Source organism: Nocardia wallacei, assembly GCF_014466955.1.
Classification (GTDB): Bacteria; Actinomycetota; Actinomycetes; order Mycobacteriales; family Mycobacteriaceae; genus Nocardia; species Nocardia wallacei.
Window position 1 is genome coordinate 4,128,388 of sequence record NZ_AP023396.1, and the last position, 15,694, is coordinate 4,144,081.

Genomic DNA, 15,694 nt, shown 5'->3' on the forward strand with positions numbered 1-15,694 from the left:
CCTTGGTGTTTCCGTCGTCCGGTCAGCGCAGCAGTTCCATGGCCTCGGCGAACAGCTCCATGGAATGGCCGAAGGTGGTGAAGTAGGTGATGCCCAGCCGCTCGTGGAGTTCGGCGATCTGATCGGCGATGTCGCGCGGTGTGCCGAGCAGGAAAACCGGTGAGTCGTCGAGGGTTTCGCGTGTGATGCCGGGCATCCGCGGCCGCAGCCGCTCGAGCAGCGGGCCCGCGTCGGTGGCGGCCTGCTGCACGAGCAGGTTCAGTTCTACCTCGGCCAGGCGGTCGCGCGCGGCCGCGCGGACGAAGGACACGCGCTCGGCCAGTTGCGCCGATCCGGCCGGGATCCGGCCGCCGTCGCGCGCCTTGGCGGCGCCGCTGAAACTGATCACGTCGGCGTGTTCGGCCGCCAGCCGCAGCAACCGGTCACCGCCGCCCGCGATCAGCAGCCGCGGGCACGGCTGGTGCGGACGGGGCGCGTGCTCGGGGTCGGCGAAGCGCGACTTCAGCTCGGCGACCGTGCGTTCGAGGTGCCGGACCCGGTCGCCGGGGGTGCCGAAAGGTATCGCGGCGGCGCGGTATTCGGCCTCGACATAGCCCGCGCCGAGGCCCAGCTCGAGGCGGCCGCCGGTGAGCCGGTCCACCGTCGCCGCCTCTCGCGCCAGCAGTACCGGGTTGTAGAAGCCCGCGTTCAGCACGAACGTGTTGACCAGCACGCGCTCGGTCGCCTCGGCGGCCAGCACCAGCGCCGGGAACGGGGCGGGGTATCCGAGATGGTCGGCAAGGCCGATGACGTCGAAGCCGAGCTTCTCCGCTCGCCGCGTTTCCTCCACGAACGCCGTGCGGTCGCCCGACCACACCGTGTTGACTCCGAACCGGAGTGTGCCCGCGCCGCTCATCTGCCCTCCACCGCAACGACTTCCGACCGCAGCAGGACGCGGTCGAGCGATTCCCGTAAGGCCCGGGCCGGGTCGACCGGGGCGCGCCGGGCGCGCCACGCCACCACCTGGTCCGGGCGGACCAGCAGCGCACCGGTGTCGTCGAGTCCGACCGACGCCGCCCACGCCGCGTCCAGGCTGTGCAGCCGCAGGCCCGGCCGCGCGGCGGCGTCGACCGCCGGTTTCCACTGCGCCGCGTCGGGTCCGGTGAGCAGTGCGAAGTCGGGGCCGATCAGGTCGAGTGTCGACCGGTCGTGGTCCAGCGGCCGGTGCGGGAGCCGGGTGCCGGGCTGGCCGGACAGCGCGAAACGGTCTGTGGGCGCGACACTTCCGTCGGCTATGACCGCCGCCGATCGGTACTGGGCGCCGAGGATCAGCACCGTCGGATCGGCCAGCGCCGTGCCGTCGGGCGCGGTGCCGTACTTGCGGCGCAGATCCGCGGCGCTGCGCAGGCTGGACTGATCCGCGGTGAACCAGCCCACCGGATGTCGTTCGTCGTGGTAGGTGTCGAGCAGGCGCGGGGAGGCGGCGCCGCGCAGGACGTCGGCCAGCTTCCACGCCAGGTTGTGCGCGGCCTGGATGCCGGTGTTCGCGCCCAGCGCGGCGTACGGCGGCATCACGTGTGCCGCGTCGCCCACCAGGAAGACCCGGCCCGCGCCGAATCGGTCGGCGACGAACATTCCCGGTGTCCATTCCATGACCCGATCCACCCGCACCGCGATGTCGGGGACGCCGATCACGGCCCGCATCGCCTCGGCCCATTCCCGTTGCGAGAGACGGTGATACCCCGCGGTGGTGAACAACCAGCGCCCGCCACCGGCACCGGCCAGTCCCCCGGCCATGTGCTCGTTGTCGATCTGGAAAATGCGGTTCTCGCGGTCGTCGACCAGAGCGGACAGGTCGGCGTGGAATTCGATGTTGACCAACGTCTCCATGGCGCCGCGGCCGCCGCGGGCGATGCCGAGCCGCTCCCGGATCTCGCTGTGCGCGCCGTCGGCGGCGATCAGGTAGTCGGCCCGGAGGGTCTCGGTGCCACCGTCGCCCGCCCGCACGGTGGCGGTGACGCCGTCCGCGTCGGCGGACCAGTCACGGCATTCGACCCCGAAGCGCAGCTCGACGCCGCGCTCCGCCGCGATCTCGCGCAGCACCGGCTCGAGCAGGTCCTGCGCGCACAGGCACGTCCGCACGGGTGTCACGCCCGCCGGGGCGGGGCCGGGCGGGCGCGGGAGGTCGAGCGGTTTCGCCGCCACGACCGAGGGGCCCGCCGAGGCGAGCTGCCCGCCGCCCCGGAACGTCATCGTCCGGGAGGCCGCCAGGACGCGCTCGGCTATGCCGATCTGACGGAAGATCTCGACGGTGCGGACATTGATCCGCCGCGCCTTGGGCAATGTCGAGGTCTCCCGGCGGCGTTCCACCAGTACCGCCTCCGCGCCGTACCAGTTCAGGAACAGCGCCGCCGACAGACCGGCCAGCCCGCCGCCGACGATCAGCACACGCGGCATCAACGCCATCCCGCGTGTTCGGCCACCACGTCGTAGACGGCCTTCATGTTGACCATCTTCGCCAGCTCCGACTGCGGTATCTCCACCTTGTAGGTCTTCTCCAGGCGAGCCAGGATCTCGATCGCGCGCAATGAATCGGCCTCGTGGTCCTCCACGAAGAGGCTGTCGTCGGTGAGTTCGTCGGGTTCCAGTTCGAGGACATCGCACACGATCTCGCGCAGCTCGTCCATGTGGGCCTGGTAGGAAGTCGTGTCGGTCATCGCTGTCTCCTGTGTCCGGTCTCGACGATATCCAATCTTCGCACGCATTGTCAGAACATTCTTCAGCAATGTTTCAACAATGTGCGCAGCTGCCCGGCGAACTCCACCGGGTGGGTGATGTGCGGGTTGTAGCCGCCGTCGAACACGAAGACCTCGCCGCCGACGACATCGGCCAGGGCGTGCGCGCAGCGGCTGCCGAACATCTGCGGCGGGGTCGATTCGCCCACGGCGGCAACGAATTCCACCCCGGACGCGGCCAGCGCCGCGGGGTCCAGTTCGGTCTCGCAGGCGGCCGGGATCTCGTTGACGTACAGCCATTCGAAGTTGCGAGTGCGCTCGGCCGACATCACCTGGGATTTCAGGTTGAGCTTGGCCGTCTGGCCGCCGCCCGGCCCCCGCTTGGCGCTCTGGGCGCCGCGGCGCTGGTCGGCGACATCGATGCCGAGGAACTCCCCGGTGCGCACGATCGTCTGGACCAGCCCGGCCGTCCGGTAGGTGTGCGCGAGGTCCAGGAATTCGCGGACATGCCGCTCCCGTTCGGGCTCGGGCAGCAGGAAGGGGGCGTGCGGGGTGTGCGCGACCACGGTGGCGACCCGTCGCGGATGCCGCGCGGCCAGCAGCAACGCGGTCACCACGCCGAGGCCGACGCCGAACACGAGGGCCGGGCGGCCGCCGAGCGCGGTGAGCAGCCGCTGCGCGTCCTCGGCGTGCGTGTCGTGCGAGACCAGCCCGCCCGGCGCACCCGTGAGCGGGCTGCGATGGAAGCCGCGGCGGTCGTAGGTGACCACGGTGAACGCCTCGCCGAGTTCGGCGATGGCGTCCGCGCGGCGGCGCGACTCCCCGCCGCCGTTGTCGGAGATGAGCAGCAGGGGCCCGGCGCCGGAGACCTCGTAGAACAATCCCGCGCCGGGCACCTGCAATGTTCCGGATCGGCTCGTACCATTCACGGAAATGTCCCTCCAACCCGGGGGCCGCCACCAGCGTGGACATCACGGCTCGCACGTCAAACGCTGTGCTGCAACAGGTTTCGTCCGGCTGTCGATCGGCCGTCAATGCTCGACAATTCAAGCTACTATGGGCCTCGGTGTCAGACAATAGCCGGAGGTGGTCATGACCAGGCGGACAAACAATGAATTCAGCTTCGGCGGGTTCAATCATGTGTCGCTGCTGTGCGACGACATGAAGCGCACCGTCGAGTTCTATCGCGACATCCTGGGGATGCCCCTGATCAAGACGGTGGACCTGCCCAAACGGCCCGGCGGCGGCCAGCAGTTCGTCTTCGACGTCGGCAACGGCGCCTCGCTGACGATCTTCTGGCTGGCCAACCGGACCGACGGGCGACCCGGCAACTTCAATCCCCCGCCGGGCGACCAGGCGCCGGATGTGCCGCAGTGGAATGCCGCCATCAGCTCGCTCAACCACATCGCCTTCGATGTGCCGCCGGAGAAGTTCGACGAGTACTACGAGCGGCTGAAGGCCAAGGGGGTCGGCGTCGGACCGATCCGCAATCACGACGACAGCGAGACCCAGGAGGCCGAGCAGCTGCACCCCGGCGTGTACTGCCGCTCGTTCTACTTCCGCGACCCCGACGGCGTGCTACTCGAATTCGCCTGCTGGACCAGGGAACTCACCGAGGACGAGGTCGTGCACGAGCCCAAGACCGCGGCCGACCGCGCACCCGTGGCCGCGACCTCGTAGCCGCGGCGGCGACGACCCTCCGCGCGCGGAGGGTCGCTTCGCCGGGTTTACGCCGGGGCCTTGCGCCCCACCACGAGCAGGGTCGGATCCTGCGCGATGCGTGACACGCTCACCTCCTGCAGCGGCAGATCCCGCACCATCGCGCGGGCCTCGTCCAGTTCCAGACCCTGGCCCGCGACATAGGTCCGGAAATGCCACAGCAGCGGCCCGCGCGCGAGCTTGGGCGCATTCATCCGCGCCACGAAACCCTGTGCGGCCTCGAAGGTGCAACCGCGGTCGATCTCGAGGACCGTGAGCCGCCCGCCCGGCCGCAGCACCCGCACCAGTTCCGCCATGCCCGCGGCGCGGTCGGGCCAGTGCTTGATCGAGCCGACGCTGACCACCGTCGAGAAGCGGTCGTCGGCGAACGGCAACTCCGTCGCGGACGCCACACGGAACGTCACGCGGTCGCGGAGTCCGGCAGCCCGCTGGGTGGCCCGTTCGACCTGATCCGCCGACAGGTCCACGCCCACGACCGAGACGTCGTCGGCGCGTTCGGCGACGGCGAGCGCCAGATGGCCGCCGCCGCAGCCGACGTCGAGGACCGAGCCGCCGATGGCGACGTCCGCGAGCAGGCTGTCGACGAGTCCGGCCTGACTGGCCAGCACGCTGCCAGCCACCGTCCGGTCGTAGAACCACGATTCGAAGCCGCTGTAGGTGGAGGTGATGTCCCGGAACAGTCCCATGCCGAGGTCCCATCTGTGTCAGTGCGGCGCAAGCCAATTCGTGATGTGCCGGGCGACGTCGGCCGCGCCGTCGGTGAGCAGGGTGAAATGGTCGTAGCCGACCTCGCGCACGGTGTGCTCGGGCTGCCACCCGGTGGCGAGCGGGAACTCCGGGAGGTCGCCGCCGGGCGGGCGGTAGTTCCGCGTGCAGCGGACGAACAGCACCGGCAGCGGCAGCGGGTCCAGTGGCAGCGCGCGCAGGTGGCGGCCCCACATCGCCATGGCGGTGAGTCGCACCGCGAGACCGCCGTCGCCCGTGCCGTCCTCGCCGTCGAGCATGCCCGCGAACAACGGTTCCATCGGCGCGCCCCAGCCCGCCGCGTCCGGCCGGAAGCTGTCGAGCATGACGAGGCCGCGCAGCTCGGCCGATCCCCGGGCGGCGAGTCGCCCGGCGGCGGCGTGCGCGAGGGCGCCGCCAGAGGAGTAGCCGACGAGCACGATCGGCCGCCCACCCGCCGCCTGTTCCACCGCGTCGCACAGCCAGGAGACGGCGGCCGCGGGTGTGGCGGGCAGGGATTCGCCCGCGCCGAACCCGGCCAGCGGCACTCCGCTCACGGGGATCCGGCCCTCGAATCGCTTCGCGATACGCACGTATTGGTGGATACCGCCGGTGATGATCGGCGCGCTGACGCACACCAGCAGTGGCTCGGCCGGGCCTCGGGACAGCGCGAGCGATGCGGGCGGCGGACCCGCGGTGTCGAACGTCGGGCGCAGGTCGGCCGCCGCACTGATCAATGCCAGTCCCCGGTCCACGGCGCGAGCTCGGACAGCGGCCCGGAAGAGTTCGGCGACACCGAGATCCGTTGACGCTGGATCACCGGCCTCGGTGTCCGCCGCATCCGGTCGCGCCGAACGCGACGCGACCAGGCGCGCGAGCCCGGTGACCGAGCCGGAATCCAGGATTTCCCTGGGGGACAGTCGTATTCCGGTCGCCCGGCGCAGGCCCGCCTGGATATCCATGACGCTCAGCGATTCCACCCCGAGTTCGAGGAAGGGGCGGTCCGGTTCGACCGCGCCGGGGTCCCGGTGCCCGAGCGCGGCGGCGACCACGGCCCGGACGTCACCGGCGATGTCCCGCTGCCCGTCGGGCCGGGTGTGGGCGGCGTCTCGCGTCGGTTCCGATCTCGCGCGCGCGGCGTCGGCTACCAGCTGCCGCAGCAGTGCGGGGCGGTAGTCGGTGCGGTCGGCCAGGATCGCGGCGTCGATTCGCACCGCGTGCAGTGCCGGTTCCCCGCACCGGACGGCACGATCGAACAGGTTCAGTGCCTCGTCCCTGCCGAGCCGCGAAACACCTTGCCGCCGCAGGCGTTCGAGCTGGAGTTCGGTGGTCAGGGCGCCGGCGCCCAGTTCGGCCCACGGACCCCACGCCAGCGCCGTGGCGGGCAGGCCCTGCCCGTTGCGGTGGGATGCCAGCGCGGCGAGGAAGGCGGTGCCCGCCGCGTCGCACGCCTGTGCGGCCGGTAGCACCGAGCCGGTCGCCGCCGACAGCAGCAGCAGGAACGACAGGTCCCGGTCCGCGGTGAGTTCGTGCAGGTGCCAGGCCCCGGCCGCGCGGTCGCGCAATGCGGCCTCGAGCTGAGCGGCGGTCAGGGTGCGGACCAGCCCCAGCGGCGGTGCGGGCGCCGTGTAGACGATGCCGAGCGGTGTGTCGGCGTCGGCGAGCCCAGCGAGCAAGTCCCGCAGCGCATGTCGGTCCGCGGGGTCGCACACCGCGATGCGAGCCGCGGCGCCCGCGTCCGCGAGCGTGCCCAGCAGCGGCCGGGCGACTCCCTCGGGAACCGGCTCGCGGGTGGTGAGGACGAGCCGCCGCGCGCCGTGCGCCGCGACCAGGTGCTGCGCGATCTGGGCGCCGTATCCGGTGGTCCCGCCGATCACGAGCACGGTGCCGGTGGCGTCGAGGACGGATCCGGAGTCACCGCGCGGGAGTCGGGTCAAGCGCGGGGCGAGGAGTTGCCCGTCGCGGATGGCGAGTTCGGGCTCGTCCAGGGTGGCGAGGACGGCGGGATCGGCGGAGTCGTCGGTGTCGGCGAGCAGGATGCGGCCGGGATGTTCCGCCTGGGCGGCGCGGACGAGGCCCCACACGGGCGCGGCCGCGAGGTCGGTCACGTCCTTTCCGGCCACGTCGGCCGCGCCGCGCGTCAGGACCAGCAGGCGGGAGTGCGCGTATCGGTCATCGGTGAGCCAGGCCCGCAGTGCGGTCAGCACCCGGCCGGTGGTCTCGCGCATGCCCGCCGGACCGTCGTCCGCCGTGCCGCCCACCCGCAGGACGACCGGATCGGACACCGGGCCGCCGGGCCGCAGCCGGTCCCATTCGGTATGAGTTCCGGTGTGTTCGCCCGCCTCCTCGGCTTCGTCCGCGTCGCCGAGTCGCTGTGACTCCACGGGCAGCCAGCGCACGTGATACAGCGCTTCCTCGTGTGTGCCGGTGGTTTCCGGTGCGGTGCGAGTTCGCGGCTCGACCACTGCGGCGGGCTGCGGGGCGGGCGATGCCGGGACGTCCGGGGCCGCGCTGCGCCGGGCGGCGATCCAGTAGTGCTCGTGTTGGAATGCGTAGGTGGGCAAGGCGACTCGTCGTGCGCCCGTGTCGCGGAACAGCGCCTGCCACTCGACGTGGCGGCCGTGGACGAAGCTCCCCGCTACGCCGTCGAGTAACGCTTCCTGCTCGCCGCGATCCTTGCGCATGGTCGAGACGACCACCGCGTCGGTGGCGATCTCACCGATGGCGGCCGTCAGCCCGCTCCCGGGGCCGACCTCGACGAACTGCGAGATGCCGTGCTCGCGCAGGGCGGCGATGCCGTCGGCGAAGCGGACCGGCTGCCGGGCGTGCCGCACCCAGTAGTCCGCCGAGCCGTAGTCCGCGGCCGCGAACTCGCCGGTGAGGTTCGAGACGACCGGGATGTCCGGCGTGGCGGTCGCGATGCCGCGGAGGTCAGCGGCGAGATCGGCGAGCACGGGATCGATGAGCGGGGAGTGGAAGGCGTGGGACACGGTGAGCCGCTTGGTCCGGCGGCCCCGCGCGGCGAAGTCCGCCGCGACCTGTTCGACCGCCTCCGCGCGGCCCGAGATCACGACCGACCGCGGGCCGTTCACCGCGGCGATCTCCACTCCGGGGCACAACCGCGCCCGCACGTCGTCCGCGTCCGCCCGCACCGCGATCATCGCCCCGTCATCGGGCAGCGACCGCATCAGCGCGGCCCGCGCCGACACCACCCGCACGGCGTCCGCGAGCGACAGCACACCCGCGACGTGCGCCGCGGCGATCTCACCGACCGAATGCCCGGCCACGGCGTCGGGGACCATGCCCCACGACTCGAGCAGCCGGAACAATGCCACTTCGACCGCGAACAGGCCGACCTGAGCATTCTCCGTCCGCGCCAGCGCCGCGGATTCGTTGCCCCACACCGTCTCTCGCAGCCCGACCCCGAACTGCTCGGCGATCGCGTCCCACGCGGCGGCGAAGACCGGATACCGCTCGTACAGTTCGCGGCCCATTCCCGGCCACTGCGCCCCTTGGCCGGGGAACAGGAACGCGGTGCGCACCGAGGATGCCGCCGGTGTCTCCGTCCCGGCCGTCCGCAATCCGGTCAGCAGCGACTCGCGGTCGGTTCCGCACACCACCGTCCGATACTCGAATACGGTCCGCCGGGCCAGGGACACGCCCACGTCGGCCACCTCCAGCTCCGGACGCTCGGTGACGAACTCACGCAGTCGTTCGCACTGGGCCGACAGGGCCGCCCGCGAGCGCGCCGAGACGACCCACGGAATCACCTGCGGCACAGGTTGTTCCGCGGGCGCGCCGCTCTGCGTGTCGACGATTCGGCGGCGGGGCGGGACGAAACGCGGCTGGTCGGGCGGCGTGGGTGGCTGTTCGAGGATGACGTGGGCGTTGGTGCCGGAGATCCCGAACGACGACACCGCCGCCCGGCGCGGACGCCCCAGATCCGGCCACGGCCGCTGCTCGGTCAGCAACCGCACATGCCCCGACGACCAATCCACATGCGGCGTCGGCGCATCCACATGCAACGTCTTCGGCAACACCCCGTGCCGCATCGCATGAATCATCTTGATCACACCCGCCATACCCGCGGCCGCCTGCGTATGCCCGATATTGGATTTCACCGATCCCAGCCACAGCGGTTCGCCGTCGCGGTCGCGCTGACCGTAGGTCGCCAGCACCGCCTGCGCCTCGATGGGGTCGCCGAGTTTCGTGCCGGTACCGTGCGCCTCCAGGACGTCGATATCGCTCACCGACAAACCCGCGTTCGCCAATGCCGCACGGATGACCCGTTGCTGCGCCGGACCGTTCGGAGCCGTCAAACCATTCGACGCCCCGTCCTGATTCACCGCCGAACCCTTCACCACCGCGAAAATCTCGCGATCGTTGCGCAGCGCGTCCGACAATTTCTCCACCACCAGCACACCCACGCCCTCACCCCAGCCCACGCCGTCGGCCGCGGCGGCGAACGATTTGCAGCGTCCGTCCGGAGCCAACCCCCGCTGCCGCGAAAACTCCACGAACACCTCCGGCGTCGCCAACACCGTCACCCCCACCACCAACGCCAACCCACACTCCCCCGCCCGCAACGACAACCCCGCCGCATGCAACGCCACCAACGACGACGAACACGCCGTATCCACCGACACCGCCGGACCCCGCAACCCCAACACATACGCCAACCGACCCGACACCAACGACCCCGCCTGACCCACCAACCCATAATCGTGATACATCACCCCCGCAAACACACCCACACCACCACCCCGCAAACCCCACGGATCAAAACCCCCCACCTCCAACGCCTCCCACCCCACCTCCAACACCAACCGCTGCTGCGGATCCAACCCCACCGCCTCCCGCGGCGACACACCGAAAAACCCCGCATCAAACCCACCCACCCCCGCCACAAAACCCCCACACCCCACATACGACCGACCCACCACACCCGGCACCGGATCAAACACCTCACCCCACCCCCGATCCACCGGAAAACCACCCACCACATCACACCCACCCGACACCACACCCCACAAACCCTCCCCCGACACCACACCACCCGGAAAACGACAACCCACACCCACCACCGCCAACGGCTCACACCAGGCGTCGCGCAATTCCTGGTTGGCGGCACGCAATTGCTCGACCTCGAGCAGCGATTTGCGCAGCGCCTCGACGAGTCTGCGGTCCGAGTTCGCCATGGTGTCCCTCATTTCCGGCTACTGCTCCAATTCGGCGGTGCCGAGCGCCAATCGGATCAACTCGGCCTCGCTCATGTCGTGAATGCTCGACGCGGTGTGCCGCTCGGGCGGCGGGCTGTCCCCGGCCAGTTCGAGCAGCCGATCGAGTAGTCCCGCCGCGCGCAGCGTCTCGGTCGGGATCGCGGCGATCGCCGCCCGGATCCGGTCGTCGTCGCCGGCCGGGCCGGTGTCACCGAGCAGGCCGGTGACGAACTCGGCCATGGCGGTGGGTGTCGGGTGGTCGAAGGCGACCGTGGCCGGCAGCGACAGGCCCGTCGCGGCGCGCACGCGGTTGCGTAGTTCGACCGCGCTCAGTGAGTCGAATCCGAGGTCCAGGAACGGACGGTGCGGGTCGACGTCGGTCGCGTCGGGATAGCCGAGCACGGTGGCGGCCTCGGCGGTGACGATATCGAGCACGGCCCGCAATCGTTGCTTTCCGGTCAGTCCGGCGAAGCCGGCGCGCGGTGCGCGGTCGCTGGTGGCGACGGGCCGGACGGGCCTGCGCACCAGCCGTTCCAGGATCGGCGGCACGAAACCGCCACGCTCGAGCGCCGCCTCGTCCAGCCGGGCGGCGACCGCGACCGCCAGGTCGGACTCCAGCACGCCGTCGAGAATCGACAGCGCCTGCGCGGCGGGCATTTCCAGCAGGCCCGCCCGAGCCATCCGCCGCCGGTCGGTCCCGGCCAGTCGCCCGGCCATCCCGTCGCCCGCCCACGGCCCCCAGGCGATGGAGGTGGCGGGAAGGCCGCGTGCGCGGCGGTATTCGGCGAGGGCGTCGAGAACGGCGTTGGCGGCGGCGTAGTTGCCCTGGCCCGGCCCGCCCAGCACACCCGACACCGAGGAGAACAGGACGAACAGCGACAGGTCGAGGTCGGCGGTGAGTTCGTGCAGATGCCAGGCCCCGACCGCCTTGGGGGCGAACACCTTCGCGATCCGCTCGGCGTCCAGCGACTGCACCACCGCGTCGTCGAGCACGCCCGCGGCGTGCACCACACCCGACAGCGGCGCATCGGCCGGCACGGTGGCGAGCGCCTTGCGCAGCGATTCGCGGTCGGCGACATCGCACGACTCGATGCGCACGGTCGCTCCGGCGGCGGCCAGCTCGGCGGCCAGCTCCGCCGCACCGTCGGCCGAGGGGCCACTTCGGCTGAGCAGCAACAGGTTCCGGGCGCGGGACGCACGCACCAGGTGGCGCGCGACGGTCGCGCCGAGACCGCCGGTGCCGCCGGTGATCACCACCGTGCCCGGGATCGCCCCGGGGCCGGAGTCCGATAGTCGCGCGCGGGCGAGCCGCGGCGCCCACGCCGCGCCGCCGCGCACCGCCAGCTCCGGCTCGCCCGCCGCGAGCAGTACGGCCGGATCGATGTCGTCGGTATCCACGTCGGCGACGACGATCCGGTCGGGATTCTCCGCCCGCGCCGCGCGCGCCAGACCCCATACCGCGGCACCGGCGAGGTCGGCGATCGACTCGCCCGGCAGCGCCACCGCGCCGCGGGTCACCACCAGCAGCCGGGTGTCGGTGAGGCCGGGCGTCGACAGCCAGCGCTGCATCGTGCGCACCAGGCGGGCCGTCCGGTCGGCGGCTGCCGCGAGATCCGGTTCGGCCGCGGCGACGCAGCGGACGACGATCACGTCGGCGGCCGCGGTCACGTCGTCCGCGCCGGTCCATTCCACGACCGACAGGTGCGCGGACGGCGGCAGCGGCCGCCGCGTCCACTCCAGACGGTAGACCGACTCCTGGTGCGCGGCAACGGGTTCGGTGCGGTCGAGGGCGGGCGGGCGGCCTGCCACCGAGCGCGCCGTGAGCACCGGCCGGCCCGCCGCGTCGGCGATCCGCACGGTCATGTTCGACGCGTCGCCCGACAGCGCGACCCGCAGCCGCGCCGCTCCCGCGGCGTGCAGGGTGACCCCGCTCCACGCGAAGGGCACGAGCGGCTCGGCGGTCGCGGCGAGCCCGACGTGCAGCGCCGCGTCCAGCAGCGCCGGGTGCAGGCCGAACGCCGCGTGCTCGGCGGCGACGGCGGCGGGCAGGGCGACCTCGGCGAACCACTCGCCGCCCCGCCGCCACGCGGCCGTCACGCCGCGGAACGACGCGCCGTAGGCGTAACCGCGAGCGGACAGGTCCCGGTACAGGTCGTCGGCGTCGATCGGTTCGGCGGCGACGGGCGGCCACTGCGCGAATTCGCCGTCCGCCGCGCCCGGTTCCCTGCCGAGCAACCCGCGGGCGTGCGGCGTCCATTCCCCGCGCCCGCCCGCGCCACCGGAATAGATTGTCACCACGCGCCCGTCGGTAGTCTCCGCCTCGGCCACGACCCGGATCTCCAGCCCTTCGTCGGGCACCCGGACCGGGGCTTCCAGCGTGAGTTCCCGCAACGTCGCGTATCCCACGTCGTCACCCGTGCGAATCGCCAAGTCCACCAGGGCCGTTCCGGGCAGCACGGCCGTGCCGAACACCCGGTGGTCGGCCAGCCAGGGCTGAGCCGCCGGGGAGATCCGGCCGGTGTAGATCACCGCGCCGCTCCCGGGATCGTCCAGCGCCGCCGACAGCATCGGGTGCTCGATCGGCCGCATACCCGGCCCGGCCGCACCGGCGGCCGACCACCAGTAGCGCCGGTGCTGGAACGCGTAGGTGGGCAGGTCGATCGGACCGGACGACGCCCCGGAGAAGTAGCGCGACCAGCGCACCTCGGCGCCCGCCACGAAGGCGCGGGCGACACCCTCGACGACGGTGTCGGTCTCCGGCCGCCCGGCGCGCAGCACGGGCACGACGGCCGCCGCGTCGACCGCCTCGGCGATCAGCGCCGACAGACCACCGTCGGGTCCGACCTCGACGAACCGGGTGACGCCGGCGGCCGAGAGGGCTCGCAGCGCGGTGTCGAATCGTACCGTCTCGCGGACGTGCCGGACCCAGTACGCGGCGGTGCCGTAGCCCGCACCGCCCACTTCGCCGGTCACGGTGGAGACGATCGGTATACGCGGTGCGGCCGTGGCGATCCCGGCGATCGCGTGGGCGAACTCGTCGAGCATGGGTTCCATCAGCGCCGAGTGGAAGGCGTGCGACACCCGCAGGCGCGAGGTCTTGCGGCCGCGGGCGGCGAACCGCGCGGCGAGGTCGCCGACCGGTCCGGAGTCGCCCGAGATCACCACCGCGTCGGGGCCGTTGATCGCGGCGATCTCCACGCCGTCCACCAGCTGCGCCGTGATCTCGGCCGCGGCCGCCCGCACCGCGACCATGGCGCCGCGCGAGGGCAGCGCCTGCATGAGCCGGCCCCGCGCGGCGACCAGGGTCACCGCGTCATCGAGCGACAGCACACCGGCGACATGCGCCGCGGCGATCTCACCGACGGAATGCCCCATGACGAAATCCGGCGTCAGGCCCCAGGATTCGAGCAGCCGGTACAGCGCGACCGCCATCGCGAACAATCCGGCCTGCACATATCCGGTCCGGTCCAGCTGTTCCCGGTCGGTACCCCAGACCACCTCGGCCAGTGCGATGTCGGCGTCGCGCCGCAGCGCCGCGACCACCTCGTCCCATGCCGCGGCGAAAACCGGTGACCTCTCGTACAGTTCGCGTCCCATGCCGAGCCGCTGCGAGCCCTGCCCGGCGAACACGAAGGCGGTCGTGCCCGGAACCACCTGTCCCGCTATCACATTCGCCGTTCGCTCACCGGCCGACAGCGCCGTGGCGGCCGCGCGCAACTCCGTTCGCCCCGTGCCGAGCAGAACCGCGCGGTGCTCGAACGCCGAGCGCCGGGCCAGCGCCGCGCCGACGTCGGCGGGGGCGAGTTCGGTTCGGACGTCGAGGTATTCGGCCAGCCGCCGGGCCTGGCCGAGCAACGCCCCCTCGGTCCGGCCCGTGAGCATCCACGGGATCCGGGGCAGGGCCGCCACCGGCCGCGCCGGAGTTTCGGCCGCCGCGTCCGGCGCCTGTTCGAGCACGACGTGTGCGTTGGTGCCGGACAGCCCGAAGGAGGACACGGCCGCGCGGCGCGGCCGGTCCCCGCCGTCCCATCGCTGGGCCCGGGTCGGCAATGCCACCGCGCCCGCCGACCAGTCGATGTGCGGTGAGGGCGGGTCGGCGTGCAGGGTCGGCGGGAGGGTGGCGTGCCGCATGGCCAGGACCATTTTCATCACGCCCGCCACGCCCGCGGCCGCCTGGGTGTGTCCCATGTTCGATTTGATCGACCCCAGCCATACCGGCCGGTCCGCCGGGCGGTCCCGCCCGTAGGTGGCGAGAACAGCGTGCGCCTCGATCGGGTCGCCGAGCGTGGTCCCGGTGCCGTGCGCCTCGACGACGTCGATATCGGCCGCGGTCAGGCGGGCGGCGGCCAGCGCCGCGTGGATCACGCGCTGCTGCGCGGGACCGTTGGGTGCGGTCAAGCCGTTGCTCGCGCCGTCCTGGTTGACCGCCGAGCCGCGCAGCACCGCCAGCACGTCGTGGCCGTGGCGGCGGGCGTCGCGCAACCGCTCGAGTACCAGGATGCCGACGCCTTCGGACAGGCCCACGCCGTCGGCGCCCGCGCCGAAGGATTTGCACCGGCCGTCGGGCGCCAGCCCTTGCTGGCGCGAGAAGCCCAGCAGCATACCGGGAGTCGACATCACGGTGACGCCGCCCGCGAGGGCCAGCGCGCATTCCCCGGCGCGCAGCGACTGGGCCGCGACGTGCAGTGCCACCAGCGAGGAGGAGCACGCCGTGTCCACCGCGATCGCCGGACCGGTCAGGCCGAGCGTGTAGGACACCCGGCCCGGCAGCACCGAACCGCCGTTGGTGGTCAGCAGATAGTCGGCGATCTCGGCCGGCGCTTCGCTCATGCGCGGCAGGTAGTCCCAGGAGAACGAGCCGATGAACACGCCGGTGTCACTGCCGCGCAACGCCTTCGGATCCAGGCCCGACCGTTCGACCGCCTCCCACGACACCTCGAGTACCTGCCGCTGCTGCGGGTCCATGATCCGCGCCTCGCGGGGGCCGATACCGAAGAAGCCCGCGTCGAACTGCGCGACGTCGGCCAGGAAGCCGCCGTATCGGGTGGAGGTGCGCCCGGCCCGGCCCGGCTCGGGATCGAACAGCGCCGGATCCCAGCCGCGGTCCGCCGGAAACTCACCGATCACGTCCTGCCCCGCGGCGACCATCTCCCACAGCTGTTCCGGCGTGCGGACGCCGCCCGGGAAGCGGCACCCCATGCCGAGGATCGCGATCGGTTCCGCGGGCCGGGAACGCAATTCGTCGTTCTCGCGCTGTAGCGCGTGGTTGTCCTTGACCGCGACGCGCAGCGCGGCGAGCAGTTCCTCGTCGGTGGTCAC

General features: G+C 72.1%; 8 protein-coding genes. 1 reads left to right on the forward strand and 7 read right to left on the reverse strand.

What is annotated here, in order from left to right; all coding sequences use genetic code 11:
- Positions 1-22: 22 nt before the first annotated feature.
- The 4 genes from NWFMUON74_RS18210 to NWFMUON74_RS18225 all read right to left on the reverse strand — a co-directional run bounded on the left by NWFMUON74_RS18210 (position 23) and on the right by NWFMUON74_RS18225 (position 3,643).
- Positions 23-895, reverse strand: a complete 873-nt coding sequence (locus NWFMUON74_RS18210; protein WP_187683079.1) for a TIGR03621 family F420-dependent LLM class oxidoreductase — start codon at positions 893-895, stop codon at positions 23-25.
- Positions 892-2,436 carry an FAD-dependent monooxygenase gene (locus NWFMUON74_RS18215; RefSeq protein ID WP_197986862.1) on the reverse strand — a complete coding sequence of 515 codons (1,545 nt, stop codon included), beginning with the start codon at positions 2,434-2,436 and terminating at the stop codon, positions 892-894. The genes NWFMUON74_RS18210 and NWFMUON74_RS18215 overlap by 4 nt, the downstream gene beginning before the upstream one ends.
- The gene (locus tag NWFMUON74_RS18220; protein ID WP_187683081.1) at positions 2,436-2,696 is read right to left on the reverse strand and encodes an acyl carrier protein; all 261 of its coding nucleotides are present in this window, start codon (positions 2,694-2,696) and stop codon (positions 2,436-2,438) included. Before NWFMUON74_RS18220 ends, NWFMUON74_RS18215 begins: the two co-directional genes overlap by 1 nt.
- Before the next feature lie 62 nt (positions 2,697-2,758).
- On the reverse strand, positions 2,759-3,643 hold the full coding sequence (locus NWFMUON74_RS18225) for an alpha/beta fold hydrolase (protein WP_187683082.1): 885 nt from the start codon (positions 3,641-3,643) through the stop codon (positions 2,759-2,761).
- A 157-nt stretch (positions 3,644-3,800) separates the two neighbouring features.
- Between NWFMUON74_RS18225 and NWFMUON74_RS18230 the strand changes: the two genes are divergently transcribed.
- Positions 3,801-4,394 (forward strand): VOC family protein, encoded by a 594-nt coding sequence (locus NWFMUON74_RS18230; RefSeq protein ID WP_425300391.1) that lies wholly within the window; start codon positions 3,801-3,803, stop codon positions 4,392-4,394.
- Between the two features lie 47 nt (positions 4,395-4,441).
- On the opposite strand, the gene NWFMUON74_RS18235 is transcribed toward NWFMUON74_RS18230, so the two are convergent.
- From NWFMUON74_RS18235 to NWFMUON74_RS18245, 3 genes are read right to left on the reverse strand one after another with little or no spacing between them, the layout of a single operon-like run.
- On the reverse strand, positions 4,442-5,119 hold the full coding sequence (locus tag NWFMUON74_RS18235; RefSeq protein WP_187683084.1) for a class I SAM-dependent methyltransferase: 678 nt from the start codon (positions 5,117-5,119) through the stop codon (positions 4,442-4,444).
- Between the two features lie 18 nt (positions 5,120-5,137).
- The gene (locus tag NWFMUON74_RS18240; RefSeq protein WP_187683085.1) at positions 5,138-10,354 is read right to left on the reverse strand and encodes a type I polyketide synthase; all 5,217 of its coding nucleotides are present in this window, start codon (positions 10,352-10,354) and stop codon (positions 5,138-5,140) included.
- Positions 10,355-10,372: 18 nt separating this feature from the next.
- Positions 10,373-15,694 (reverse strand): type I polyketide synthase, encoded by a 5,322-nt coding sequence (locus tag NWFMUON74_RS18245; RefSeq protein WP_187683086.1) that lies wholly within the window; start codon positions 15,692-15,694, stop codon positions 10,373-10,375.

Excerpts from the sequence above, each read along its gene's own strand:
- NWFMUON74_RS18235 (WP_187683084.1), bottom strand. The coding sequence starts at position 5,119 with ATGGGACTGTTCCGGGACATCACCTCCACCTACAGCGGCTTCGAATCG.
- NWFMUON74_RS18215 (WP_197986862.1), bottom strand. The coding sequence starts at position 2,436 with ATGCCGCGTGTGCTGATCGTCGGCGGCGGGCTGGCCGGTCTGTCGGCG.
- NWFMUON74_RS18210 (WP_187683079.1), bottom strand. The coding sequence starts at position 895 with ATGAGCGGCGCGGGCACACTCCGGTTCGGAGTCAACACGGTGTGGTCG.
- NWFMUON74_RS18240 (WP_187683085.1), bottom strand. The coding sequence starts at position 10,354 with ATGGCGAACTCGGACCGCAGACTCGTCGAGGCGCTGCGCAAATCGCTG.
- NWFMUON74_RS18220 (WP_187683081.1), bottom strand. The coding sequence starts at position 2,696 with ATGACCGACACGACTTCCTACCAGGCCCACATGGACGAGCTGCGCGAG.